General features: G+C 73.1%; 22 protein-coding genes. 15 read left to right on the forward strand and 7 right to left on the reverse strand.

Annotation, left to right across the window (positions count from 1 at the left end; translation table 11 throughout):
• Positions 1-43: 43 nt before the first annotated feature.
• Together OG245_RS29845 and OG245_RS29850 are read right to left on the reverse strand one after the other, a co-directional pair.
• Positions 44-874, reverse strand: coding sequence for a PaaX family transcriptional regulator C-terminal domain-containing protein (locus OG245_RS29845; RefSeq protein ID WP_371626456.1), 831 nt, complete (start codon positions 872-874; stop codon positions 44-46).
• 4 nt (positions 875-878) lie between these two features.
• Complete coding sequence (locus tag OG245_RS29850) at positions 879-2,591, reverse strand: AMP-binding protein (protein WP_371626457.1); 1,713 nt, start codon at positions 2,589-2,591, stop codon at positions 879-881.
• A gap of 196 nt (positions 2,592-2,787) precedes the next feature.
• Here OG245_RS29850 and OG245_RS29855 point away from each other — a divergent pair, with 196 nt between their 5' ends.
• From OG245_RS29855 to OG245_RS29905, 11 genes are all read left to right on the forward strand, one after another.
• Positions 2,788-4,140 carry an acyl-CoA dehydrogenase family protein gene (locus OG245_RS29855; RefSeq protein WP_371626458.1) on the forward strand — a complete coding sequence of 451 codons (1,353 nt, stop codon included), beginning with the start codon at positions 2,788-2,790 and terminating at the stop codon, positions 4,138-4,140.
• Positions 4,137-4,538 (forward strand): RidA family protein, encoded by a 402-nt coding sequence (locus OG245_RS29860; protein ID WP_371626459.1) that lies wholly within the window; start codon positions 4,137-4,139, stop codon positions 4,536-4,538. The genes OG245_RS29855 and OG245_RS29860 overlap by 4 nt, the downstream gene beginning before the upstream one ends.
• Before the next feature lie 55 nt (positions 4,539-4,593).
• Positions 4,594-5,052, forward strand: coding sequence for a (4Fe-4S)-binding protein (locus OG245_RS29865; protein ID WP_371626460.1), 459 nt, complete (start codon positions 4,594-4,596; stop codon positions 5,050-5,052).
• Positions 5,053-5,180: 128 nt separating this feature from the next.
• Positions 5,181-8,084, forward strand: coding sequence for a Na+/H+ antiporter subunit A (locus OG245_RS29870; protein WP_371626461.1), 2,904 nt, complete (start codon positions 5,181-5,183; stop codon positions 8,082-8,084).
• Entirely contained in the window at positions 8,081-8,698 is a 618-nt protein-coding gene (locus OG245_RS29875; RefSeq protein WP_371626462.1) for a Na(+)/H(+) antiporter subunit C, read from the forward strand. The genes OG245_RS29870 and OG245_RS29875 overlap by 4 nt, the downstream gene beginning before the upstream one ends.
• Positions 8,695-10,347: a Na+/H+ antiporter subunit D gene (locus OG245_RS29880; protein ID WP_371626463.1), complete on the forward strand. Its 1,653-nt coding sequence runs from the start codon at positions 8,695-8,697 to the stop codon at positions 10,345-10,347. The genes OG245_RS29875 and OG245_RS29880 overlap by 4 nt, the downstream gene beginning before the upstream one ends.
• Entirely contained in the window at positions 10,344-10,973 is a 630-nt protein-coding gene (locus OG245_RS29885) for a Na+/H+ antiporter subunit E (RefSeq protein WP_371626464.1), read from the forward strand. Before OG245_RS29880 ends, OG245_RS29885 begins: the two co-directional genes overlap by 4 nt.
• Positions 10,970-11,293, forward strand: coding sequence for a monovalent cation/H+ antiporter complex subunit F (locus tag OG245_RS29890; protein WP_371626465.1), 324 nt, complete (start codon positions 10,970-10,972; stop codon positions 11,291-11,293). Before OG245_RS29885 ends, OG245_RS29890 begins: the two co-directional genes overlap by 4 nt.
• Positions 11,290-11,643, forward strand: coding sequence for a monovalent cation/H(+) antiporter subunit G (gene mnhG / locus OG245_RS29895; protein ID WP_371626466.1), 354 nt, complete (start codon positions 11,290-11,292; stop codon positions 11,641-11,643). The genes OG245_RS29890 and mnhG overlap by 4 nt, the downstream gene beginning before the upstream one ends.
• A gap of 107 nt (positions 11,644-11,750) precedes the next feature.
• A complete protein-coding gene (locus tag OG245_RS29900) occupies positions 11,751-12,296 on the forward strand; it encodes an MOSC domain-containing protein (protein ID WP_371626467.1) in 546 nt (181 codons plus the stop codon).
• A gap of 88 nt (positions 12,297-12,384) precedes the next feature.
• Positions 12,385-13,125, forward strand: coding sequence for a CDP-alcohol phosphatidyltransferase family protein (locus tag OG245_RS29905; protein WP_371626468.1), 741 nt, complete (start codon positions 12,385-12,387; stop codon positions 13,123-13,125).
• Here the strand turns inward: OG245_RS29905 and OG245_RS29910 are convergent.
• The gene (locus OG245_RS29910) at positions 13,094-13,543 is read right to left on the reverse strand and encodes an adenylyltransferase/cytidyltransferase family protein (RefSeq protein WP_371626469.1); all 450 of its coding nucleotides are present in this window, start codon (positions 13,541-13,543) and stop codon (positions 13,094-13,096) included. The two genes, OG245_RS29905 and OG245_RS29910, sit on opposite strands and share 32 nt — an antisense overlap.
• A 152-nt stretch (positions 13,544-13,695) precedes the next feature.
• Between OG245_RS29910 and OG245_RS29915 the strand changes: the two genes are divergently transcribed.
• Genes OG245_RS29915 through OG245_RS29925 form a run of 3 tightly spaced genes read left to right on the forward strand, consistent with a single transcriptional unit; the run spans position 13,696 to position 17,884 of the window.
• Positions 13,696-14,958 carry a glycosyltransferase gene (locus OG245_RS29915; RefSeq protein ID WP_371626470.1) on the forward strand — a complete coding sequence of 421 codons (1,263 nt, stop codon included), beginning with the start codon at positions 13,696-13,698 and terminating at the stop codon, positions 14,956-14,958.
• Entirely contained in the window at positions 14,955-16,643 is a 1,689-nt protein-coding gene (locus OG245_RS29920; RefSeq protein ID WP_371626471.1) for a lipopolysaccharide biosynthesis protein, read from the forward strand. Before OG245_RS29915 ends, OG245_RS29920 begins: the two co-directional genes overlap by 4 nt.
• The gene (locus OG245_RS29925) at positions 16,640-17,884 is read left to right on the forward strand and encodes a hypothetical protein (RefSeq protein ID WP_371626472.1); all 1,245 of its coding nucleotides are present in this window, start codon (positions 16,640-16,642) and stop codon (positions 17,882-17,884) included. Before OG245_RS29920 ends, OG245_RS29925 begins: the two co-directional genes overlap by 4 nt.
• On the opposite strand, the gene OG245_RS29930 is transcribed toward OG245_RS29925, so the two are convergent.
• Positions 17,853-19,385, reverse strand: a complete 1,533-nt coding sequence (locus tag OG245_RS29930; protein WP_371626473.1) for a hypothetical protein — start codon at positions 19,383-19,385, stop codon at positions 17,853-17,855. The genes OG245_RS29925 and OG245_RS29930 overlap by 32 nt on opposite strands.
• A 108-nt stretch (positions 19,386-19,493) precedes the next feature.
• Between OG245_RS29930 and OG245_RS29935 the strand changes: the two genes are divergently transcribed.
• Positions 19,494-20,660 (forward strand): glycosyltransferase, encoded by a 1,167-nt coding sequence (locus tag OG245_RS29935; RefSeq protein ID WP_371626474.1) that lies wholly within the window; start codon positions 19,494-19,496, stop codon positions 20,658-20,660.
• 12 nt (positions 20,661-20,672) lie between these two features.
• Here the strand turns inward: OG245_RS29935 and OG245_RS29940 are convergent, their stop codons facing one another.
• The 3 genes from OG245_RS29940 to OG245_RS29950 are packed head-to-tail and all read right to left on the reverse strand — an operon-like array spanning position 20,673 to position 24,503.
• Entirely contained in the window at positions 20,673-21,512 is an 840-nt protein-coding gene (locus OG245_RS29940; RefSeq protein ID WP_371626475.1) for a glycosyltransferase family 2 protein, read from the reverse strand.
• The gene (locus OG245_RS29945) at positions 21,509-22,240 is read right to left on the reverse strand and encodes a hypothetical protein (RefSeq protein WP_371626476.1); all 732 of its coding nucleotides are present in this window, start codon (positions 22,238-22,240) and stop codon (positions 21,509-21,511) included. The genes OG245_RS29940 and OG245_RS29945 overlap by 4 nt, the downstream gene beginning before the upstream one ends.
• 4 nt (positions 22,241-22,244) lie before the next feature.
• Positions 22,245-24,503 (reverse strand): LamG-like jellyroll fold domain-containing protein, encoded by a 2,259-nt coding sequence (locus OG245_RS29950; RefSeq protein WP_371626477.1) that lies wholly within the window; start codon positions 24,501-24,503, stop codon positions 22,245-22,247.
• Between the last annotated feature and the right edge of the window lie 31 nt (positions 24,504-24,534).

The raw sequence follows: 24,534 nt of genomic DNA on the forward strand, positions 1-24,534 counted from the left end.
TGGGCCGGGGCCCGGGGCACCTGGATTTCACCCCCGGCGGGGCTCACGGCCGTACGTACCGCTCCCCGGTGTCCCGCAGCCGCTCGTGCAGTTGGCCGAACACCTCCGCCGACCGGCCGCCCGGCCAGTCCCCGGGCAGCAGCTCCGGCGGCAGACCCGGGTCCGCGTAGGGGAGTTGCCGCCACGAGTCCAGGGCCAGCAGATAGTCCCGGTAGGCGGTCTGCGGGCGCGGCGGGTCGTCGGTGTCCCCGGCGTCCTCGGAAGCCTCCCAGTCCCGCAGCACCGGCTCGTGCAGTTCCAGGAACTCCTGGTGCAGCCGCGCCACCGCCGCCAGGTCCCACCAGCGGGCCACCGCCTCGCGGGTGGCGGCGAAGCCGAGGTGCTCGCCGCGGAACAGGTCCACGTACGGGGCGAGTCCGAGCCGCTCCAGGGTGTGCCGGGTCTCCTCGTACAGCCCGGCCGGCGCGATCCACACCCCTGGCGCGGCCGTGCCGAAGCCGAGCCGGGCCAGCCGCGAGCGCAGCAGGTGCCGCTTGTTGCGCTCCGCCTCGGGCACGGAGAACACCGCGAGCACCCAGCCGTCGGAGAGCCGCGGTGCGGGCCGCCCGTAGATCCGCCGGTCCCCGTCGTCCAGCAGCTGCCGGGCGTCCGGCGACAGCGCGTACCCCGCCGAACCGTCCGCCGCACGGGCGGCCACCAGCAGCCCGCGCCGCTTCAGCCGCGAGACGCAGGAGCGTACGGAGGGGGCGTCGACGCCGACGGCGTGCAGCAGCCGGATCAGCTCCGACACCGCGAACGGGGCGCCGTCCGGCGGGCGGCCGTAGGCGCCGTAGAGCGTGACGATCAGGGAACGGGGGGTGCGCAACTCGGCCACGTGATCACTCTAGAGGCCGGGCCGGGGGAGAGTCGGGCTGGTCCCGCAGCAGGAACCGCTGGAGTTTGCCGGTCGCCGTCCGTGGCAGGGACTCCGGGAAGACGAAGACGCGCGGGCACTTGTGCGGGGCCAGACGGGCCTTCATATGGGCGCGCAGCGAGTCCGGGGTCTGCTCCGAGCCCTCCGTCAGCACCACGTGCGCCACCACGATCTCGCCGCGCAGCTCGTCCGCCCGGCCCACCACGGCCGCCTCCGCGACCTCCGGATGACGCAGCAGCGCGTCCTCCACCTCGGGGCCCGCGATGTTGTAGCCGGAGGAGATGATCATGTCGTCGGCGCGGGCCACGTAACGGAAGTAGCCGTCCGGTTCGCGGACGAAGGTGTCGCCGGTCATGTTCCAGCCGTGCCGGACGTACTCCGTCTGCCGGGGGTCGGCGAGATAGCGGCAGCCGACCGGGCCGCGCACGGCCAGCAGCCCCGGCTCGCCGTCGGGCAGTTCGTCCCCGTGCCCGTCCACCACCCGGGCCTGCCACCCCGGTACGGGCACCCCCGTCATGCCCGGCCGGATCGCGTCGTCGGCGGCGGAGATGAAGATGTGCAGCAGTTCGGTGGCCCCGATGCCGTTGATGATGCGCAGCCCCGTCGCCTCGTACCAGGCCCGCCAGGTCGCCTCGGGGAGGTTCTCCCCGGCCGACACGCAGCGCCGCAGCGCCGACAGGTCGTGGCCCTCCAGCTGTCCGAGCATCGTGCGGTAGGCCGTCGGCGCGGTGAAGAGGACCGAGACCCGGTGCCGGACCAGGGCGGGCAGCAGCTGCCGCGGGCCCGCCTGTTCCAGCAGCAGCGTCGAGGCCCCGGCCCGCAGCGGGAAGACCAGCAGCCCGCCCAGGCCGAACGTGAAGCCCAGCGGCGGGCTGCCCGCGAACACGTCGTCGGCCGAGGGGCGCAGGACGTGCCGGGAGAAGGTGTCGGCGATGGCCAGGAGGTCCCGGTGCAGGTGCATGCAGCCCTTGGGCCGCCCGGTGGTCCCCGAGGTGAACGCGATGAGCGCGACCTCCTCGGCGGCCGTGTCCACCGCCCGGTACGGACCGGGCCTGGCCTCGGCCAGCCGGGTCAGGTCCCCGGGCGCGTCCCCGCCGAACGAGGTGACCCGCAGTCCGTCCACGTCCGCCTCGGCCAGATCCCGCACCGACCGGGCGTCGCACAGGGCGTGGCCGATCCGGGCCAGCGAGCAGATGGTGGCCAGCTCCGCCGCTCTCGCCTGCGCCAGTACGGTGACGGCGACCGCGCCCGCCTTCATGACGGCGAGCCAGCAGGCGGCCAGCCACGGCGTCGTCGGCCCGCGCAGCAGCACCCGGTTGCCCGGCACGACGCCCAGGTCCTCGGTCAGCACATGGGCGACGCGGTCCACCGTCTCCAGCAGCTCGCCGTAGCTCCACGCGCTCCCGTCGCCGGAGAGCAGCGCGGGGCGGTCCGCGCCCCGTTCCTCGACGGTGCGGTCCAGCAGCTCGTGCCCGCAGTTCAGCCGGTCGGGGTAGCGCGGCGCGGGATCGTCCAGGAGGAGCTCCGGCCACTGTTCCGGCGGCGGGAGATGGTCGCGCGTGAAGGTGTCGGCGTGGGCGCCCGCGGCGTGCCCGGACGGCTCGGGATGCGCGCCGGGGACGCGTACGGACGCGTCGGCGGCGGCTGTGGGCGTGTTCGGCGAGGAATTCGGCTCCATGAAGGATCGCCCCCTTGTCGCCTCTGGAGCGTATCGTTTGGGTGACGGTAGTCAACGGTCCGCGATAAGGCAGGACGGGCGATGCGATGCGACGAGATGCCGCGCGCCGCGACAGCGCACCCGACACGCACCAACCCGCCATGCACCCGGCACGGCGCGAAACGATGCGACACGACGCGACAAGAGAGGCGCGGCCATGACGGCATTCTCCCTCGAACCGGAACAGACCGCCTGGTGCGAGGAGCTCCGCACCCTCGCCGCACAGGAGCTGCGCCCGCTGGCGGAGAAGGGGGAGCCCGGGCGCGTCAACCGTCCGCTGCTGGCCGCTCTCGGCGAGCTGGGCCTCCTCGGCCGGATGCTGGGCTCCGGGGCTCTGGACCTGTGCCTGCTGCGCGAGTCCCTGGCCCGGGGCTGCACCGAGGCGGAGACGGCCCTCGCCCTCCAGGGCCTCGGCACCACCCCGATCGTCCAGGCCGGCACCGCCGCCCACCGCGAGCGCTGGCTCCCCGAGGTCCGGTCCGGGCGGGCCGTCGCCGCCTTCGCGCTGAGCGAGCCGGGCGCGGGCTCCGACGCGGCGGCCCTGGGCCTGGCCGCCGGACACACCCCGGCCGGCTGGGCGCTCACCGGCGAGAAGTGCTGGATCTCCAACGCCCCCGAGGCCGACTTCGCCGTGGTCTTCGCCCGGACGACCCCCGGGGCGGGATCGCGCGGCATCACCGCGTTCCTGGTCCCGTCCGACCGCCCCGGACTCACCGGCTCCGCCCTCGACATGCTCTCCCCGCACCCCATCGGCACCCTGGAGTTCGACGGCGTACCGGTCACCGCCGACGACGTGCTCGGCGAGCCCGACCGGGGCTTCCGCGTCGCGATGAACACCCTCAACCTCTTCCGGCCCAGCGTCGGGGCGTTCGCGGTGGGCATGGCCCGCGCCGCCCTCGACGCGACCCTCGACCACACCGCCCACCGCACCGCGTTCGGCGGCCCGCTGAGCGACCTCCAGGCGGTCTCGCACCAGGTCGCGGAGATGGCCACCCGCACCGAGGCCGCCCGCCTCCTGGTGTACGCGGCGGCCGCGGCGTACGACGCGGGGGAGAGCGGCGTGCCGCGCCGGGCGGCGATGGCCAAGCTGTACGCCACCGAGACCGCGCAGTACGTCGTCGACGCCGCCGTCCAGCTCCACGGCGCCCGCGCCCTGCGCCGGGGGCATCTGCTCGAACACCTCTACCGCGAGGTCCGCGCGCCGCGGATCTACGAGGGGGCGAGCGAGGTGCAGCGCACCATCATCGCCAAGGAGCTGTACGCGAACGCCGCCCACCGGTCCGGGCACCCGGCTGACCGGCCCGATGCCCAGCGGTCCGACCCTCCGGCCCACCGGCCCGATGCCCAGCGGTCCGACCCTCCGGCCCACCGGCCCGATATCCAGCGTTCCGGGCCCGCCGCCCACCAGCCCGCCGCCCAGCCGCCCGACGCCCGGCACCCCGCCGCCCGGCAGTCCGACGCCCGGGAGCCCGTGAAGCCCGCGGGCCGCACCCAGGAGCCGCCCGCATGAGTCCGTCCCACCGGATCAACCCGGCCGAACTCTCCCCGCCCACCGGCTTCAGCCACGCGGTCGTCGCCACCGGCGGGCACCTGGTCTTCCTCGCCGGGCAGACCGCACTCGACCCGGACGGCAAGGTCGTCGGGGCCACCCTGCCCGACCAGTTCGCCGTCGCCCTGGGCAACCTGCTCACCGCCCTCCACGCGGCCGGCGGCGCCCCCGCCGACCTCGCCCGGGTCACCGTCTACGCCACGGACCTCGCCGACTACCGGTCCCACGCCCCCGAGCTGGGCCGGATCTGGCGCAGGCTCGCGGGGCGCGACTACCCGGCGATGGCCGTCATCGGGGTGGCCCGGCTCTGGGACGAGCAGGCGATGGTCGAGATCGACGGGTTCGCGGTCCTGCCGTGAGCCGGGCGTCCGAGTAGCGGCGGGAGGGCGGCGGGGCGAGGCTGAAGGGGACCGGATGCCGAGCCGACCAGGAGAGTCAGCGGTGACCAGCCGGCCGCCCCCGAGCCCCGCCGCCCGCTCCTACGAGGGCGAGGGCATCGTCGTCGGCTTCGACGCGCACCGCTGCCTGCACGCCGCCGAGTGCGTGCGCGGGCTCCCCGCCGTCTTCGACGTCGACCGCCGCCCGTGGATCCAGCCGGACAACGCCCCCGCCGACGAGGTCGCCGACGTCGTCCACCGCTGCCCGAGCGGCGCGCTCCAGTACCACCGCACCGACGGGATGCCCGACGAGGTCCCGGACGTTCCCACCCACGTCTCCCTCCACGCCGACGGGGTGCTGCACGTGCGCGGGGATCTCGAAGTCGCCACCCCGTACGGACCGCGCCACGAGACCCGGGTGGTGCTCTGCGGCTGCGGAGCCACCGGCGACACGCCGTACTGCGACCACAGCGGACCCTGCGCCGCACACGGCTGAGGCGCCCTTCCGGAGACAGTGGCCGGGACGTGCGCGGCGCGCCGGTCGGGTGAATCGGCCTGAGGGATATATCTGTATTTAGTGCATTTTATTCCGGATGCCCCGCCGCCCGAACCGGACACCCCTCGGTGATCGCGCTCATCGTCGCCCACTTCGCGCTCGCGGCCTGCGCGGGCCCGCTGGTGCACCGCCTCGGCCGACGGGCCTTCGTCGTGCTGGCCCTGCCCCCGGCGGCGGCCACCGTCTGGGCCCTCACCCGCTGGAGCACCGCCGCGTCCGGGGGCGCGGACACCTGGTCCTGGCAGTGGATCCCGGACTACGGCGTCGCCCTCGACCTGCGCCTGGACGCGCTGGCCGAACTGATGGTGCTGCTCGCCGCCGGGGTCGGCGCGCTCGTCCTGCTCTACTGCGCCTCCTACTTCACCGACGACACCCCGCAGCTGGGCCGCTTCGCCGGGAACCTGCTCGCCTTCGCGGGCACGATGCTCGCCCTCGTCCTCGCCGACGACCTGATCACGCTCTATGTGTTCTGGGAGCTGACCACGGTCTTCTCCTACCTGCTCATCGGCCATGGCAGCGAACACCGGCACAGCCGCCGCTCCGCCCTCCAGGCCCTCGTCGTCACCACGTTCGGCGGCCTCGCCATGCTCGTCGGCTTCCTGATCCTCGGTCAGGCCGCCGGCACGTACCGGATCTCCGCGATCGTCGCCGACCCGCCCGAGGCGACCCTCGCCGTCTCCGTCGCCGTGGTCCTCGTGCTGTGCGGGGCCCTGTCGAAGTCCGCGATCTGGCCGTTCTCCATGTGGCTGCCGAACGCCATGGCCGCACCGACCCCCGTCAGCGCCTATCTGCACGCCGCCGCGATGGTCAAGGCCGGTGTCTACCTGGTCGCCCGGCTGGCCCCCGCCTTCGCCGACGTCCCCGTCTGGAAACCCGTCGTGATCGTCCTCGGCGGTGCGACCATGCTGCTCGGCGGCTGGCGGGCGCTGCGCCTGAACGACCTCAAGCTCGTCCTCGCCTACGGGACCGTCAGCCAGCTCGGCTTCCTCACCCTGCTCGCCGGGACCGGCAACCGGAACGCCGCGCTCGCCGCCGCCGCGATGATCCTCGGGCACGCCCTCTTCAAGGCCCCGCTCTTCCTCGTCACCGGCATCGTCGACCACGCCGCCGGCACCCGCGACCTGCGCGAACTGTCCGGGGTCGGCCGCTCCCTGCCGTACGTCGCCGGTGTCGCCGTGCTCGCCGCCGCCTCCATGGCCGCCCTCCCGCCGCTGCTCGGCTTCGCCGCGAAGGAGGCCGCGTTCGAGGCGCTGCTGCACGGATCCGCCGCCGACCGCTGGGCGCTGGCCGTCGTCGTCGCGGGGTCCGCGCTGACCACCGCGTACAGCCTGCGGTTCGTCTGGGGCGCCTTCGCCCGCAAGCCAGGGGTGCCCGACACCCCCGTCCACCGCGTCGGGTGGGCCTTCCTCGCCCCGCCCGCCCTGCTCGCCGCCCTCGGCCTGGTCCTCGGCCCCGGCGTCGGCTGGACCGACCGGCTGCTGGGCGCGTACGCCGACACGCTCCCGGCCGACGGGAAGCCGTACCACCTCGCCCTCTGGCACGGCTTCGGCCTCGCGCTGCTCCTGTCGGCCCTCGCCTGGGCCGCGGGCGCCGTGCTCTTCCTCGGCCGCGCACACGTCACCCGGCTCTCCCGCCGGATCGCCTGGCCCACCGCCGACAGCGTCTTCGGCCACCTGCTGCTCGGGCAGGAACGTCTCGCCCTCCAGGTCACCGGCTTCATCCAGCGCGGCTCCCTCTCCGTGTACCTCGCCACCACGCTCCTCGCCATGCTCGCCGGACAGTTCGCCGTCCTCATGGTCGACACCCCCTGGGACGGGGCCGTACGCCCCCGGCTCTGGGACAACCCGCTCCAGGGCGCGGTCGCGGCCCTGACCTGCGCCGCCGCCCTGCTGTGCCTGACGGTGCGACGGCGCATGAAGGCCGTCGTCCTGGCCGGCCTCACCGGCTACGGCGCGGCCCTGCTCTTCGTCGTCCAGGGAGCGCCCGACCTGGCGCTCACCCAGTTCTGCGTCGAGACCGTCTCGATGATCGTCTTCGTGCTGGTGCTGCGCCGGATGCCCGTCCACTTCCAGGAGACCGTGAGCACCTGGCGGCGGGCCGCCCGCGTCCCGATGGCCCTCGCGGCGGCCGCCACCGTCGGCGTCGGCATGTGGGTCGCCGCCGCCGCGCGCACCGCCGAGCCGGCCGGCGCCGCCATGGTCCGGGAGGTCGCCGACCACGGGCTCAAGGACGTCGTGGCCACCATCCTCGTCGACCTGCGCGCCTGGGACACGATGGGGGAGTCCGCCGTGCTCGCGGCGGCGGCGATCGGCGTCACCAGCCTCATCTACCTGCACCGCCGCAGCGAGGGCACCATGGTCCAGGAGGAGTTGCGGGGCCGCACCGCCTGGTCGCTGTCGGCCCAGCACTCCACCCGACTGCCGCAGGGCGACGACGTGGCCCCCGAACGCGGCTGGCTGGCCGCCGGAGCCACCCTCGCCCCCGAGCACCGCTCGATCGTCTTCGAAGTGGTGGCGCGGCTGCTGTTCCACCCGATCCTCGTGCTCTCGGTCTATCTGCTGTTCTGCGCCGAGAGCCTGCCCGGCGGCGGGTTCGTCGCCGGACTCGTCGCCGGACTCGCCCTGATCACCCGCTATCTGGCGGGCGGCCGCTTCGAACTCGCCGAGGCGGCCCCCCTGCAACCGGGTCTCTTCACCGGACTCGGCCTCTTCATCTCCACCGGCGTGGGCCTCCTCGGACTCGTCGACGGCACCGTCCTGCACGCCTTCACGTACTACGGACACCTGCCGGTCTTCGGCAGGTACCACCTGAGCACCTCGGTCCTCTTCGACTTCGGCGTCTACCTGCTGGTCCTCGGCGTCGTCCTGGACATCGTGCGGGCCCTCGGCGCCAAGATCGACCGGCAGATCGAACGGGCGGCGGGCGTCCTCACCCCCGAAGGCGGCCCCGAGGCGGGAGGGACCCCCCGATGATCGTCAGCGCCGCTCTCCTCGCCACCGCCGTCGTGCTCTGCGCCGTCGGCGGCATCCTCATGCTCACCCGCCCGCTCACCCGCATCCTGCTCGGCGCCGTCATCCTCGGCAACGGCATCAACCTGCTGGTCCTCTCCTCCACCGGCCGGGCCGGCGCCGCGCCCCTGCTCTACGGGGTGTCCCTGAGCCGGGTCACCGACCCGCTGCCCCAGGCCATCGCGCTGACCGCCATCGTCATCACCCTGGCCACCACCGCCTTCCTGCTGGCGATGGCCTACCGCAGCCACCAGATCACCGGCACCGACGAGGTCCACGACGACCTGGAGGACCGCCGCGTCGTGCTGCGCGCCGAAGTGCTCGGCGAACGAGCCCAGTTGCGCGAGCAGTTCCGGTCGGGTGCCGAACCCACCGCCGAGGAGCGCGAACGCTACCGCGAGGAGCGACGCCGGCTCCGCGACCGGCTCCGCGCCGACCGCGCCCGCCAGGCCCGGGGCCGCGACGCCTCCGGCAACCTCTGGAACGACGTGCTGGGCGCGGACCCGGAGGACTACGCCCGCGACGGCGACGCCAAGGCGGACGACCGCTACCCCCGCGACCGAGGAGCCGACGGATGAACGCGCTCGTCCCGCTGCCCGTGCTGCTGCCCCTGTGCGCCACCGGCCTCAGCCTCGCCTTCGGCACCCGTCTGGGGCGCTTCCAGCGCTTCATCAGCGTCGCCGTGCTCTCCGCCGTGCTCGCGCTCTCGGTGATCCTCATGATCGCCGCCGACCGGCAGGGCCCGCTCTCCGTCCACCTCGGCGACTTCGCCCCGCCGCTGGGCATCACCCTGGTCGCCGACCGGCTGTCCGGGCTGATGCTCACGGTCTCCTCGGCCGTCACGCTCTGCGTGCTCGTCTACTCCCTGGGCCAGGGCATGACCGACCGGGACAAGGAGACCCCGCTCGCCGTCTTCCACCCCGCCTATCTGATCCTCGTCGCCGGGGTCTCGTGCACCTTCCTCGCCGGCGACCTCGTCAACCTCTACGTCGGCTTCGAGATCATGCTGGTCGCCAGCTTCGTCCTGCTCACCCTCGGCGGCACCGGACCCCGGATGCGGGCGGGCTCCACCTACGTGATCATCTCGCTGTTCTCCTCGATGCTCTTCCTCACCGCCATCGCCATGACGTACGCGGCCACCGGCACCGCCAACTTCGGCCAGCTCGCGGGACGGCTGGCCGACCTCCCCATCGGCGTACAGACCCTCATCCAGGCGCTGCTGCTGACCGTCTTCGCGATCAAGGCCGCCGTCTTCCCGCTCGCCGCCTGGCTCCCCGACTCCTACCCCACCGCCCCGGCCCCCGTGACCGCCGTCTTCGCCGGACTCCTCACCAAGGTCGGCGTCTACTGCATGCTGCGCACCGAGACCCTGCTCTTCCCGGGCAACCGCCTCGGCGACCTCCTGATGGCCGTCGCGCTGGCCTCGATGGTCATCGGCATCCTCGGCGCGGTCGCCCAGACCGACCTGAAGCGGCTGCTCTCCTTCACCCTGATCAGCCACATCGGCTACATGGTCTTCGGGATCGGCCTCGCCACCCGCGAGGCGTACGGCGGGGCCATCGTGTACGTCGCCCACCACATCACCGTCCAGACGACCCTGTTCCTCGTCGCCGGGCTCATCGAACGCCGGGGCGGCACCACGGAGCTGACCCGGCTCGGCGGGCTGGCCAGGGCCGCGCCGATGCTCGCCGTGCTGTTCTTCGTCCCCGCGATGAACCTCGCCGGGATCCCCCCGCTGTCCGGCTTCATCGGCAAGCTCGGGCTGATGCGCGCCGGTGTCGCCGACGGCGGCGGCTGGGCCTGGCTGCTGGTCGCGGGCTCGGCGGCCACCAGCCTGCTGACGCTGTACGTGGTCGCCAAGGTCTGGAACCTGGCGTTCTGGCGCGCCGCCCCGCCCGGCCAGGCCGCCGCCGGAACGGTCCTGGAGTCCGGCGACGACAGCGACGACGACGCGGACGCGGGCCCCGACAGCATCCCCGGCACCGGCGACGAGGGAGTCGAGCCCGTCCACCGCCCGGCGGGCCGGGCCGTCGCCGCGACCCTGCACGAACGGGCCGTCATCACCACCAGCCGGCTGCCCCGCCCGATGGTCGCGGCCACCGCCGCGACCATCGGGATCGGCCTCGCCTTCACGGTGTTCGCCGACCCCCTCACCGCCTTCACCGACCGCACGGCCGCCGAGCTCCTCCAGCGGACCCCTTACGTCCAGGAGGTGCTGCGCCGGTGAAACGCATCCTCGGCCTCTCGTTCCGCAACGCCGATCTGCCGCCGCTGAGCGCCGAGTTCGGCACCCGCCGCCGACGCGTTCTGGACCTGCCGCTGATCGCCTGGCTCACCCTCATCTGGGTGCTGCTCTGGTCCACCCTCACCTGGGCCAACGTCATCACCGGCCTGGTCGTCTCGGTCGCCGTCTGCCTCGCCTTCCCGCTGCCCCGGGTCGACCTCGGACTGCGGCTCCACCCCTGGGGCATCCTGCGCCTGGTCGGCTATCTCCTCTACGACATGTACACCTCCGGGGTGAAGGTCACCCGGCAGATCTTCCACGGCCTGCCGCACCGGGCCGCCGTGATCGGGGTGCCCCTGCGCTGCCGCAGCGACCTGATGCTCGCGGCCACCGCCGTCGCCGTCTCCAACGTCCCCGGCGGCTCCATCATCGAGGTGCGCCGGGCCACCGCCACCGTCTTCCTGCACGTCCTGGACGCCGACCGCCCCGAGGAGCTCGAAGCCGCCAGGCGCCAGGTGTGGCGGATCGAGGAACTGACCGTACGGGCCTTCGGCACCCCCGACGAGATCGCCCGGGTCGCCGACCCCCCGCCACCGCCCCAGCTCGCCGCAGGGAGGCCCGCACCATGACCGCGCCCGAACAGGTCGACCGCGTCCTGCTGACCGCCGCCGTCGTCCTGATCCTGCTCGCCGGCGCCCTCCTGCTGGCCCGGATCTGGCGGGGCCCCTCCATGCTGGACCGGGCCATCTCGCTGGACGTCTGCGCCGCCCTGATCATCGCCGGACTCGCCGCCAAGTCGGCGTTCGCCCGGGACCCGTTCTACTTCCCGATCATGCTGGTGCTGGCGTTCCTCGGGTTCACCGGCTCGGTGGGCATCGCCCGCTTCATCGCCGTACGCGACCGGCCCCGCCCCCCGCATCCCGACGAGGCCCAGGAGGACCCCCGGTGAGTCTCTGGCTCGCGATCATCGACACGACCGGCGCCGCGCTGCTCTTCATCGGCGCCGCGATCTGTCTGCTCGGCGTGATCGGCATGATCCGGCTGCCCGACGTCCTCTCCCGCAGCCACGCCGCGACCAAGCCGCAGACCCTCGGCATGATCCTGGTGCTGGCCGGGGTCGCGCTGCGGCTGCGCAGCGGCATGGACCTCGCGACCCTCGGCCTCATCGCCTTCTTCCAGATGCTCACCGGCCCGGTGGCCTCGCACCTGGTGGCCCGTTCCGCGTACCGCACCGGCCAGATCGACCACGGTGAGCTGCTCTTCGACGAACTCGACGAGCAGCTCACCGACAGCAGGTGAACGCGCGGCGGACCGCGTACCTGGGGGCTCCGCGTGCCGCTCCGCCGCCGGGCGTAGGGTCGGAGGGGATCGCGCAGCGCGCATGTCGAGCGGGGGGGCAGGGAACCATGACGTACGGAACGGTCACGACGGTCAGCAGCAGTGACGGGCACACGTTCAGCAAGGAGAGCCGGGACAGCGTGACGCTGCTCGCCGGCCTCGGCGTCGAGGGCGACGCACACGCGGGCGAGAGGGTCAAGCACCGGTCCCGGGTCGCGCAGGACCCCACCCAGCCCAATCTGCGGCAGGTCCACCTGATCCACGAGGAGCTGTTCACGGAGCTGGCCGACGCCGGATTCACCGTGGCTCCCGGAGAGCTGGGCGAGAACCTCACCACCCGGGGCATCGACCTCCTGGCCCTCCCCACCGGCACGCTTCTGAGGATCGGCGACGACGCGGTCGTCGAGGTCACCGGCCTGCGCAATCCCTGCCTCCAGATCGAGGGCTTCCAGGAGGGGCTGCTGAAGCAGGTCGTCGGCCGGGACGCGACGGGCGCGGTCGTCCGCAAGGCGGGTGTCATGAGCGTGGTCCGCCGGGGCGGGGTGGTCCGCCCGGGCGACACGGTCGCCGCCGAACTCCCCGCGGGCCCGCACCACCCGCTGGAACGCGTCTGATCATCTCACCCGCCCGGTCCCCGCCAAAGCGCCCACGGGCCGGTGTCCGCATGCCATGATGCGGGCAATGCCGGACGCTGGGGGGCGTATGGGAAGCACGGGCACAGTGCTGCGCGAACTGCGCGGCGCACAGAAGAGCGCCAAGGGCGTCTCGCTCTATTCGAGGTACGTGAACCGGCCCGCCGGGCGGGTGCTCGCGGCCGGGGCGTACCGGGCGGGCATGACGCCCAATCAGGTCACTTTGACCAGCGCGCTGTTCACCTATGGCGCGGTGGCGTCGGTCGCGCTCGTCGAGCCGTCCTGGTCGCTCGGCGTCCTGGTCTGGGCGGCCCTCGCGGTCGGCTTCGCCTTCGACTCCGCCGACGGGCAGCTCGCCCGGCTCACCGGCCGCGGAGGGCCGGACGGGGAGTGGCTCGACCATGTCGTGGACTGCGGGAAGCTGCTGCTCGTCCACGCCGCGGTCCTGATCTCCTTCTACCGCTTCGGCGAACTGCCGTCGGACGCGTGGCTTTTGCTGCCGCTCGGATTCCAGCTGGCGGCGGTGGTGACCTTCTGCGCGGGGCTGCTGCGCGAACAGCTGGGCAAGGCGGCGGTGAGCGCCCGTGGCCCGTCCTGGGCGGCCCCGGACGCGCAGGCTCCCGTCTCGCGGGTGCGGGCCGTGGCGCTGCTGCCCGCCGACTACGGGATGTTCTGCCTGGTCTTCCTGCTGCTCGGCGCACCCGGGGCCTTCCGCGCCGGGTACGCCGTGCTCGCGGCGGTGCAAGCGGTGTTCCTGGCGGCCTTCCTCGCCAAGTGGTTCAGGGAGCTGAAAGCGCTCCGGGCCGGTTGACGAGCACGTCCAGCGCCCGGCGCAGCTGGGTGCTGGACGTGTGCACGGTGTACGGGAAGTAGACGACCTCCACGCCCACTTCGGCGAAGTCGCGTTCCAGCTTCTTCCCCTTCTCCGTGCCCCGCCAGTCGTCCCCCTTGAAGATCACGTCGAACCGGACCTGCTGCCAGGTCTCGACCTTGTCCGGCACGGTCTCCACGAACGCCGCGTCCACGAAGCGCACGCTGCGGACGATCTCCAGTCGTTCGCGGAGCGGGATCATCGGCGTGTGGCCCTTGGCGAGGGCCGCCATCTCGTCCGACACGACCCCGGCGACCAGGTAGTCGCACTGACTGCGGGCGTGCCGCAGGATGTTGAGGTGCCCGACGTGGAACAGGTCGTACACCCCGGGTGCGTAACCCACCCTGTGCTGCACCATCCGTATCTCTCCCCCCACGGTCAACGTGATCCGGTGATGTTCCAACGACCTTACTGTGAAGAACACTTGTGCAAGCCGTGAACGGATAAGCTCGGCAGGGGCTGTTCCCCGGTGGAGGCAGCGGCTGTCGTGGGGGGAAGGCGATCATCCGAATGTCCGAAGAGTCAAGGCCCAGTCCGATCCGAGGCCGCCGACTTCTGGTGGTTTCGACCAACTATGCACCGGAGCTGACGGGGATAGGCCCGTACGCCACCCAACTGGCCGAGCACTGGGCCGCGTCCGGCGCCCGGGTCCGGGCGCTCACCGGTATGCCGCACTACCCCTCCTGGCGGGTGGAAGAGGGATACCGGGGTGTCCGGCGGGCCGTGGAGATACGCGGCGGCGTCGGCGTGCACCGGCGCGGGCACTATGTGCCGTCCCGTCAGAGCGCTTTGAAGCGTGCCGCGTTCGAGGCGAGCGTCCTCGCGACCGGACTGTACGCGCCACCGCCCGGACGCCCCGACGCCGTGATATCCCAGATGCCCAGCCTCGCGGGCGGCGTCATCGGAGCCCGCCTCGCCCGACGCCACCGCGTCCCCCATCTGCCCGTCGTCCAGGACCTGATGGGCGCCGCCGCCGCGCAGAGCGGCATCCGGGGCGGGGGCAGGGCCGCCGCCGTCGCCGCGGCCGCCGAGCGGTACGCGCTGCGCGGGGCCGCCCTCGTCGGCGTCATCCACGAGAGCTTCGTCCCCGGCGTCACCGCACTCGGGGTCGACCCCGGCCGCATCCGCGTCGTGCCCAACTGGACCCATGTGCAGGGCCCCACCGCCGACCGCGCCGCGACCCGCGCCCGGCTCGGCTGGCCCGAGGGCACCCCGGTCGTCCTGCACTCCGGCAACATGGGCCTCAAGCAGGGGCTGGACGTCCTGGTGGACACCGCCCGCATCGCCCCGGACGTCCGCGTCGTCCTGATGGGCGACGGCAACCAGCGCGACGCCCTGCGCGCCCGCGCCGAAGATCTGGACAACGTGGACTTCCTGGAGCCCGCGGCGGCCGAGGAGTTCACCGACGTCCTCGCCGCCGCCGACGTCCTCGCGGTCACCCAGCGCGCCTCGGTCCTCGACATGAGCGTCCCCTCCAAGCTCACCTCCTACTTCACCTCCGGACGCCCCGTGATCGCCTCCGTCGCCGACGAGGGCGGCACCGCCGACGAGGTCCGCCGCTCGGCGGCCGGAATCCTCGTCGCCCCCGAGGACCCGGCCGCCCTGCTCGAAGCGGTGCGGAAGACGACCGCCGACCCGGCCGCCGCCGACGCCCTCGGGGCCGAGGGGCCGCGCTACGTCGCCCGCCATCTGAGCCGGGAGGCGGGCCTCGCCCGCTTCGACGACCTGCTCGCCGAGGTCCTGCCGGACGCACGAGGGAGTATCCGCCGATGACGTCGCACCACCGCGCCCCGGACGACCAGGACGAGCCGGCGCTCCTGCGCGACCAGTTCCGCCAACTCCTGCGTTACCGCTCCCTGCTGGCCACCGGAGTCGCCGTCGGCCTGCTCGGCGGCGGCTTTCTCGCTCTCGGCGGCGACGACGTCTACACCGCCACCGGCGAGGTGCTCGTCCGCTCCGCGATCTCCGACCCCTTCGCCGCCGGATCCACCGCAGACAAGGGCATCAACATCGGGTCCGAGCGCCAGACCGCCGTCAGCGACACGGTGGGCACCCTGGCCGCCGGGACCCTGCTCAAGGCGGGCGACGACGTCACCTCCCGCAAGCTGCTCACCGGACTCCAGGTCACCAACCCGCCCAACACCCTCACCCTCCGCTTCTCCTACACGGCCGCCACCCCCGAGCAGGCCCGCGCCCGCGCCGAAGCCCTCGCCGGGGCCTATCTGGCCCACCGCAAGGCGCGCACCGAGGAGAGCATCCAGAACATGTCCGACGGCTACCGGGCCCAGCTCGGACCGCTGGAGGAGAAGCGCGACCTGCTGGAGAACCAGATCGGGGCGGGCGCGGAGGACGACGTCAGCAGCGCCCGCGCCAACATCATCGTCTCCATCTCCGAGCTGAGCCGGAAGATCTCCGAGCTGAAGGCCCTGGACACCACCCCCGGCTACCTCAACAAGAAGCCCGTCGCCCCCACGTCGCCCACCGGACCCGGCCTGCCCCTGCTCCTCGGGCTCGGCGGCGTCGTCGGCCTCGCGCTGGGACTGCTGCTCTCCTGGGTGCGCCTCGTCTTCGACCCCGCCGTACGCTCCACCCGCGAGCTCGTCCGCTCGCTCGGCGCACCCCTGCTCGGCACCCTGCCCCGGGAACGCGCCGCCGCGGGCAGCCTGCTCGCCATCGGCCGCGGCACCTCCCGGCTGGCCGAGGAGTACCGCGCCGTCGCCTTCCGGCTCGCCTACGACCCGTCGTTCGCCGAGAGCCGCCGCCTGCTGGTCACCGCCCCGCGCGGCGACAGCACGGAGGCCGCCGCCGCTGCCGCCAACCTGGCCGCAGCCTTCGCCGAGATGGGCCGCGACGTCCTGCTCGTCGAGGCGGACCTGCGCACCCCCTCGCTCGCCCGCGACCTGGGCTCCGCCGCCCACGAGGTGCGTCCGCCGCGCTGGGCCGCCGAGGAGGGCGGCGGTGGCTGGCCCGCCGGCGGCCGCACCAATGTGGACGTGCCCGGATCCGGCGCCTTCGCCCTGATCCCCGGGACCGTCGTCGACAACGTCCCGCGCGCGCTGACCTCCCCGCCCGTCGGCCGCATCGTCGCCGAGGCCGAGGGGGCCGGCAACGTCGTCATCGTCCTCGCCCCGCCCGTCCTCTCCTACGCGGACGCGGTCGCCCTGGTCGACCGGGTGGAAGGCGTCATGATCGTCTGCGATCCGCGCGAGGTGCACCGCAGCGACCTGGAACGCATCCGCGAGATCATCGGAGCCTCCGGCGGCTCCGTGCTCGGCGCGCTCCTCCACCCGGGCCGGGGACGGCGGCGCCGCGAGCGACGGCAGCCGAAGCCGACCCGCCGCCGGGGCGGTGGCGGCGGGCCCACCCTCACCGCCGGGCCGGACACCACCGGGAACACCGGCGACCCCACCGAGACCCTCGGCCTGCGCACCTTCACCCTGCCGGCCGCGCGCCGGTGAGAGCCCGCACCGCCGTCCTCTGTTCGGTCGCGGACCAGGGCGTGGCGGCGCTCACCAATATCCTGGTGCTCCTCGCCGCCGCCCGGCTCTCCACCCTCACCGACTTCGCCCGCTTCTCCGCGGTCTACCTGGTCTTCACGGTGCTCCTCGGCGTCGCGGGCGCGTACACCGGGCAGCCGCTGGTCCTGAGGCGCGGCGCGGGGGAGGAGACCCGGGGCGCCTGCCGGTCCGCCGTCGCCTTCACCGTCCTCGCCTCGGCGACCCTCGGCGCACCGCTCGCGGCCGTCTGCGTCCTCGTCCCCGGCGACACCGCCCGCGCGCTGATGACGCTCGGTCTCGTGCTCCCCGTGGTGCTGGGGCAGGACGCCGCGCGGTACGCCTTCTCCACCCTCCAGCGGCCCCATCTCGCGCTGACCGCCGACCTGGTGCGGCTCGGCTGCGTGCTGGGGGCGCTCGCCGCGCAGGACCACGGGGCGTCCCCGGCGCGCCTGATCGCCGTCTGGGGCCTCTCCGCCCTGCCCGCCCTGCTCCTGTCCGCCGCCCTCCTCCACCGGGCCACGGCGGGGGCCCCGGTGCGGCTGCGCCCGATGCTGCGGCGCGGATATCTCGGGCAGCGCTTCACCGTCGAGTTCGGCGTCGGCAACGCGACCGGCCAGCTGTCCGTGCTCGGCCTGGGCGCGGTCGGCAACCCGCTCCTCGTCGGCGCGCTGCGCGGGGCCACCACCCTCTTCGGACCGCTCAACGTGCTCTACACCTCGGCCACCTCCTTCGGCCCCCCGCTGCTCGGCCGCATCGGCGACGAACGCCGCCGGATCCGCGCCACCGCCGCCCTCGCCGCCGTCCTCGCGGCGACCGCTGCGCTCTGGGCCACGGTGCTCGCCCTGCTGCCCGACCGCGCCGGACGCGAACTGCTCGGCGACACCTGGCCCGCGGCCGCCGCCCTGCTCCCCGCCACGGGCAGCCAGTACGCGGCGATGGCCGCCGGCACCTGCGGGCTGCTCGCCCTGCGGATGCTCGACCCGCGCACCACGCTCAGCGTCCAGGTCGTCTTCTCGCTCACCACGGTGGCGTTCCTCGCGGGCGGTTACGCCGTGGGGGGCGTCCCGGGAGCCGCCTGGGGGCTCGCCCTGGGTTCGCTCTGCAAGGCCGTCGCGACCTGGACGAGGGTGGCCCGGCTGCGCCGCCGGGGGCCCGCGCCCGAGGGGCCCGTCAGCGCCGACGCGCTGCCCGCTGCTCCCTGAACGTGGTGATCAGCACCAGGCACAGGGCCGCGATGGCCAGCTTCCCCACCGCCTGGAGCAGCGGGCCGCGCAGCAGGATGAAGGTGTATCCGGCGATCAGCGGGGCCGCGATGGCCAGCACACTGCCCGAACCGGGACCGGCCCGGGTGACCGCGAGGGCGTACCTGCGGTCGGTCCGGGCCGACGCGTAGCCGATCAGCGCCATCCCGCCGATCATCCCTGCCGGACCGAGATCGACCCAGAACTCGGTCCACAGCGGGGCCGAGAGGTTGGTCATCCGCAGCCCCATCCACTGCCCGACCCGGACCCCGGTGTCCTCCGGCTTCCCGCTCCACACCGCCCGCGGCACGAAGAACAGCGCGGAGCCCGTCAGCTGGCGGCCGTAGGTGTGCCCCCGGGTGTCGACCCACGAGATGGTGTTGGCGAACATCACCATCTGGTCGTAGTCCTTGGTCACCAGCGGATCGAAGACCGAGGCCGACTGCACGGGCCGCTCTCCCCCCTCCTCGTACCGGAACTTGTCCGCGTACGGGAACACCACCAGCGCCCCCACCACCCCCGTCGCCAGCACTGTGCGGTAGAACGCGGCACTGCTCGGGAACGCGGTGAACACGAACGCCATCAGCACCGTGAGGAACCAGTAACGGGCGTTGGAGACCGGGTTGTTCACCACGAGGTTCAGCATCGCCAGCGCCACCCACACCAGCACCGTCGACGGGGTGCGCCGGGCACGGCGGGAGGTCGCCAGCCGGCGGGTGTAGAACAGCAGCGCGAGCAGCGCGGGGACCTGGCCGAAGCCCTTGATGAACGCCGAGCCCACATTGGACCCCTCCGTCACCACCCCGCTCGCCGCGACGGTCTCGTTGATCTCCTGCCGGCTGGAGAAGAAGACCGCGGGCCCGCCCAGCTTCAGCACGTAGAACGCGCTCGCCGCGAAGGCCAGCACCACGAGAAGCCGCAGCCGCACCGGATGCGCCCGCGCGGGCCCCTGGCCAGAGCCCCGCGCGGAGGGCGCCCGGCGGCGCAGCGGGCGCCGCGAGGCCAGCAGCGCCCCCAGGTCATAGGCGGCACACCCCACCAGGATCATCGAGATCGCGGTCACCAGGTCCTGACGCGGCCCCACCATCGGCGTCGGCGTCTGCCCGATCACCACCTGGGCGAACGGCGCCACGCCCATCGCGATGTACACGAACATCCAGAAGACGCCCTGGAGCAGCCGCCGCCGGGTCGAGAGGATCATCGTCGCCAGCCTGGCCCCCGCATAGCAGGTCAGCACCAGCTGGAGCCAGTACGCCGTGTCCCGGACCCCGCTGCCGGGCTGGGCCGCGATCACCGCGGGCAGGAAGCAGACCAGCCCCAGGATGAGCGGCACGGACAGGGCCCGCGACAGCATCGACCAGGCGATCGGCCGCTCGGGAGGCTCCGGAGGGCCGCCCGGAGCGCCCTGCCACGCAGCCACACGGTCGGCCTGCTCCTGCGCCGACGTGTGCACCGACGTCATGCGCCCCCCAGGGATCAGTGAACCGCTGAACACTCTAACGAATCGCCCCACTTGAGGAAGGCCGATGGCTACTCTGTGAACAAGTGGCCATGGTCGAGGGGAACTCCGGTGAAAATCCTGCACGTTGTCACGCTCCACACTCCGGACCACGCCTTCGGCGGTCCGACCCGGGTGGCGTTCAACCTGTCCAGGGTCCAGCGGGCCGCCGGGGACGACGCCCGCGTCATGGCCCTCGGCGACGGCTTCCCCGGCGGTGAACTTCCCCGCCAGGTCGAGGGAGTTCCGGTCCACCTCTTCCAGGCGCGGCACCTTCTCCCGATGTTCGAGGTCAGCGGCATCACCTCCGCGGCGCTGCTGAACACCGCGCGCCGCATGATGCGCGGCGCCGACCTCGTCCACGTCCATCTCATGCGGGACCTGGTGACCCTGCCCGCGGCGCTCCTCGCGCTCGCGACCCGGACGCCCCTGGTCGTCCAGACCCACGGCATGATCGACCCCACCGAGAAGAAGGTCGCCCAGCTCACCGACCTGCTCGGGGTCCGCAAGGTGCTCCGTGCGGCGGACGCCGTCCTGCACCTCACGGAGATGGAGCGGGTCGATGTGAACGCCGTCGCCGCACCGGTGCCGCTCACCCGCACCGTACGGCTGGTCAACGGGGTCCGCCCGCAGGAGCGCAAGCCCGCCCGTGAACCCGGCCGCCCGCCCACCGTGCTCTTCCTCGCCCGGATCCAGGAGCGCAAGCGGCCCGAGGACTTCGTCGCCGCGATGCCGCACGTCCTCGCCCGCCACCCGGACGCCCGGTTCGTGCTGGCCGGGCCGGACACCGGCGCGCTGGCCGGCACCCTCGCACTCGCCCGGAAGCTGGGTGTGGCCGACTCCCTCGACCACGTGGGCCCGCTGGAGCACGATCAGGTCCTGGCCGCCGACCGCGAGGCCGATGTGTATGTGCTGCCGGCGATCGAGGAGCCGTTCCCGGTCTCGGTGCTGGAGTCGATGTCGGTCGGCACCCCGGTCGTCATCACCCGCACCTGCGGGCAGGCCCCCGACGTCTCCGGGGCGGGGGCGGGCCGGGTCATCGACAGCCGGGTCGGCGAGGACGCGGCCAACGCCCGCAAGGTCGCCGACGCGATCCTGGAGCTGCTGGAGCCGGAGGCGGCGGAGCAGGCGGGCAAGGCCGCCTGGGAGCTGGTGAACGAGCAGTTCACCATCGAGGCCGTCACCGCCACCCTCCGGCGGACCTACGAGGACGTGGTCCGCCGGAAGCGGGGACGATGACCGGGACGCTGATCAACGCAACGGCTTCTCCCGCGATTTGAGGGCGATCTGCCAGCGGTAGAAGCTCATCGCCAGCGCGAAGTCGAAGCCCGCCCGGCCGTCCAGGAAGCCCCGCCGGTAGAGGTACATGTACGCGAACGACACCACCGGCTTGAACGGCGCCTTGTGGAACAACTGCCCCTGGCGGGACTTGACCTGGCGCACCTGCTCCTTCACCTGGGGGTGCTGCTCCAGCCACGCCTCCCAGTCCGAGTAGCGGTTGTGCCGCTCGAACCAGGCGGTCACCGGATCGAGGTCCTGGTGCTCGATGGGGTGGGTGAGGGTCCCCACCGTCGCCGCGACCGGCTGGTAGTGGCCCTCCACCTCGCCGATGCCCGGGGCGTCGAGGTCCCCGACCTCCGGGTAGTGGGAGCGGGTCCGGTCGGTCAACGAACGCTTGCGGATGGTGTATCCGTGGCGCAGCCGCTTCCCCGAGAACCAGTAGCCGAGCGGTATGTCGTACGCGGCGGGCTTCGGGGCCGCCGGGTCCCGGAAGGTCTCCCGCAGCTCGGCCAGCAGCCCGGGGCTGAGCCGCTCGTCGCCGTCCAGGAGCAGAATCCAGTCCAGGTCGGTGCGGACGTTCTCCAGGCACCACTGCTTCTTGCGCGGGTGACCCCCGTCCCAGGTGTACGTGACCACCTCGGCCCCGCACTCCTCGGCGATCTTGACGGTGTCGTCGGTGCTGTGGGAGTCCACCACCACGACCGCCTCGAAGTGGCCGAGCACCGACTTCACCGCCTCCGCGATGTTGAGGCCCTCGTTCTTGGTGGGGATCGCCACGGCTATGGGCAGCTTCGGCTTTCCAGCGGTCATCCCTCGGCTCCTTCGGGCAGCCAGGCGTAGCAGCCTGTGGAGGTGAACGTGCGGGCGGACTTCGGGATCGTGATCTTCCGGGACGTGCCGGTGTCGGAGGCGCCGGAGGACAGCTCCTTGCCTCCGGCCCCGGTGATCTGCCAGGAGCAGCCCGTGGTGGGGGAGGCGGAGCGGTAGACGCCAGGCCGGAGGCCCTTCCCGGTGTGGGTGCCGTCCGGGTAGGCGTACGCGGCCTCGTCCACCAGGTCCTGGTGCCGGGGGCAGAGCCCGGCGACCGCGTCCGCCGCGTCCGGGATCTCGTCCGTCGCGATGGCCCCGACGGCGGTGTCCCGGTCGGCCTTGACCAGATAGCGGAGCTTGTCGCAGGTCTCCTGGCCGGTCTGGAGCACGGCGGCCGGGTCCATGCCCGTCGGCACCCGGTCCTCCAGATACTCCTTCTGCTTCTTCGTGAACGTCCCGGTGGCCGGGGTGACCTCGCTGGACGGCTTCTTCGGGCCCGTGGCGGGAGCGGAAGGCCCGACGGCCGCCGGGTCCTCGGGCTCCCTGGCGGAGGGCGTGGCGGGTGAGGTGGGCGTGCCGGCGGACGGGCCGGGGACGGCGGGCGCGGAGGCCGCGGGGCGCTGGGCGCCCGCGGCCTCCGGACCGTTCCCGTCCGCGGACGAGCCGCAGGCGGCCAGCGCCGCCGCCGTCATGACGACGACGGCGCCGGCCAGGAACGGGTTCCTCATCGGATCAGCCATTCCTCAGGGCGTAGTGCGCGCTGACCTGCGAAGAGGACAGCGTGGTCGGGTAGACGGCGGTCTCGTCGATCTGCCCGGCGAAGAAGTTGCTCGTCGGGCGGCTCGGCCAGCCGGACAGGTTGTCCCCGCCGACCCGCCAGTAGCCGGGGTTGCCGTCGTTGACGGAGACCAGGATGTTCGACGCGCGCAGCTGCCCGTCGACGTAGAGCGCCATGCCCTGCCCCAGGTGGCCCTGGGTGGCGACGACATGGTGCCACTGGCCGTCGTTGTAGGCGGCCGGGGTGGTGACGGTCCGCGCTCCACTGCTCTGGACGCCGAACACGAGCCTGCCGTCGTTGCGCATGTAGACGTTCTTGTCCTGGCGGGTGCTGTTCTGCTGCGTCATGTTCCCGAAGCCGATGATCTTCCCGCCCCGGGTGGTGGTGGTCCTGATCCAGGTCTCCACCGAGAACCGGCCGGGCGCGGCGTGCTGCCGGTTGCTGTAGGCGTAGTCGTCGGTGCCGTTGAAGCCGATCGCCGTCGAGGGACCGGCGACCGCCGCCGGGGTCTGCCGGTAGGTGGGGCCGTTGCGCAGGAACCCGCTGTTCAGGTTGCCGCTGCTGTCGTGGGCGAACGTGGACGTGCCCTCGTCGTAGCGCCAGTAGAGGGTCGCCCCGTCGGACCTGACCCGGGCCGGATACGCCTCCGTCGTGCTCTCCACGGTCGCGGACTGGGCCGCGGACTTGGCGCTGGTGTTGGTTCCGTCGCTCGCGGTGATCCGGTACGAGTGGGTCTCGCCCGGTGCGACGTCGGTGTCCGTCCAGGTCAGCTGGGGCCGGTCCCAGAAGACCGAGTAGCCGGTCGTCGTGTGGACCGGGGTGTTCGAGCCGTCCTTGTAGATCCGGTACGTCAGCTCCCCGTCGTCGGTGTCGAAGCTGGTCTGCCAGTTCACGTCGATCCGCCCGGGCGTCAGCGTGGACAGGCTGACGTTGGGCACCCAGGGCGCGCCCGTGTCCGGGCCGTCCGCGAACCGCGTGAGACCCTGCTGCGGCTTGCCGTTGGTGGTGGTGAACTCGCCGCCCACCCAGAGGTAGTGGCGGCCCCCGCTGCTCGCCTGGGTCATCACCCGGGGCCCGACCGGCTCTCCGATGCCGTCGTTGGTGTCCGGGAACCACGGGAGCAGCTTCGGGTCGTCGACCGACTGGGCCAGCAGATGCTTGCGCGGCTGGTCGGGGAAGGCTCCCATGCTGGAGCAGTCGTGGGCGTGGCTGCCGCTGTACAGCACGCCCGAGTGCACCAGCACCGCCTGGGTCGCGCCGAGGCAGGTGTCCCGCCAGCGCTGGTTGAAGTCGTCCAGATCCAGGGCGATCCGCCCGTCGAACACCCCGCCGCCGGTGCCCTCGTTGCCGGTGTAGAAGCCGGTGGCGTCGGTGGTGATGTCCTGGACCGTGGAGTTCTCGTGGATGAACCCCGGGTAGGACTTGGCGAGCTGTCCGGTGGTGGCGTCGACCACCGCCAGTGCGTGGGTGTTCGTGCCGTTGATCCGGAAGAAGTCACCGCCGAGCAGCACGTGCCGCCCGTCCGGGGTGAGCTCGACGGCCCGCGCCACCTCGTCGGCGTTGGCGGTGAAGGGCAGCAGCGAGGCTCCCGTCGTGACGGCGGCGAAGTGGCTCCTGGTCTGCCCGCCGACCGTGGTGAAGTCGCCTGCCAGATAGACCGTGTCGTCGGTGACGGCGAGCCCCCGCACGGTCGCCGAGACACCGATCTTGAAGGTGTTGCTGACCTTGCAGGTCTCGGTGTCGATCGCCGCGATATTGCTCACCCCGACACCGTTCACCGCCCCGAACTGGCCGCCCGCGTACAGCGTTTCGCCGTCCGGGGACAGCGCCAGCGCCCGGACGGTCGCGGTCCCCGACGAGATGGTGAAGGACAGCGAGCAGTCGGTGGGCGCCCCGGTCGCCGCGTCGAACGCGGCGAAGTTCACCGCCTGCTGTTCGTCCGTCCCCGGAGCGGCGGTGGGGGGCCGCAGGGTCGAGAAGGTGCCGCCCGCGTAGACGACGCCGTCGCCGGCGGCCATCGACCAGACGATGCCGTTGGTCTGCCAGGTGGTGAGGTCGTCAGCGGTGATGGCGACCGGTGGTGTCAGCGCCGCCGCCGGAGAGCTCCCGGCCGCGGTCGCGGTCAGGGCTCCGGCCAGTAGGCCGAGAGCGGCGGAAGCGGCCCGTACACGGCCGCGTCCTCCGGTTCCCCGCCCCGTACTTCCGTTCATCATTCAGCTCCGAAGGTGAGATTCGAGCTGCGGC

It is taken from the genome of Streptomyces sp. NBC_01116 (assembly GCF_041435495.1).
Taxonomy (GTDB): domain Bacteria; phylum Actinomycetota; class Actinomycetes; order Streptomycetales; family Streptomycetaceae; genus Streptomyces.

Coding starts and splice junctions, on each gene's coding strand:
- OG245_RS29850 (WP_371626457.1), bottom strand. CDS start 2,591: ATGGAGCCGAATTCCTCGCCGAACACGCCCACAGCCGCCGCCGACGCG.
- OG245_RS29855 (WP_371626458.1), top strand. CDS start 2,788: ATGACGGCATTCTCCCTCGAACCGGAACAGACCGCCTGGTGCGAGGAG.
- OG245_RS29905 (WP_371626468.1), top strand. CDS start 12,385: ATGGGAAGCACGGGCACAGTGCTGCGCGAACTGCGCGGCGCACAGAAG.
- OG245_RS29860 (WP_371626459.1), top strand. CDS start 4,137: ATGAGTCCGTCCCACCGGATCAACCCGGCCGAACTCTCCCCGCCCACC.
- OG245_RS29940 (WP_371626475.1), bottom strand. CDS start 21,512: ATGACCGCTGGAAAGCCGAAGCTGCCCATAGCCGTGGCGATCCCCACC.
- OG245_RS29880 (WP_371626463.1), top strand. CDS start 8,695: ATGAACGCGCTCGTCCCGCTGCCCGTGCTGCTGCCCCTGTGCGCCACC.
- OG245_RS29950 (WP_371626477.1), bottom strand. CDS start 24,503: ATGATGAACGGAAGTACGGGGCGGGGAACCGGAGGACGCGGCCGTGTA.
- OG245_RS29900 (WP_371626467.1), top strand. CDS start 11,751: ATGACGTACGGAACGGTCACGACGGTCAGCAGCAGTGACGGGCACACG.
- OG245_RS29890 (WP_371626465.1), top strand. CDS start 10,970: ATGACCGCGCCCGAACAGGTCGACCGCGTCCTGCTGACCGCCGCCGTC.
- OG245_RS29910 (WP_371626469.1), bottom strand. CDS start 13,543: ATGGTGCAGCACAGGGTGGGTTACGCACCCGGGGTGTACGACCTGTTC.
- OG245_RS29865 (WP_371626460.1), top strand. CDS start 4,594: ATGCCGAGCCGACCAGGAGAGTCAGCGGTGACCAGCCGGCCGCCCCCG.
- OG245_RS29920 (WP_371626471.1), top strand. CDS start 14,955: ATGACGTCGCACCACCGCGCCCCGGACGACCAGGACGAGCCGGCGCTC.
- OG245_RS29875 (WP_371626462.1), top strand. CDS start 8,081: ATGATCGTCAGCGCCGCTCTCCTCGCCACCGCCGTCGTGCTCTGCGCC.
- OG245_RS29945 (WP_371626476.1), bottom strand. CDS start 22,240: ATGAGGAACCCGTTCCTGGCCGGCGCCGTCGTCGTCATGACGGCGGCG.
- OG245_RS29915 (WP_371626470.1), top strand. CDS start 13,696: ATGTCCGAAGAGTCAAGGCCCAGTCCGATCCGAGGCCGCCGACTTCTG.
- OG245_RS29930 (WP_371626473.1), bottom strand. CDS start 19,385: ATGACGTCGGTGCACACGTCGGCGCAGGAGCAGGCCGACCGTGTGGCT.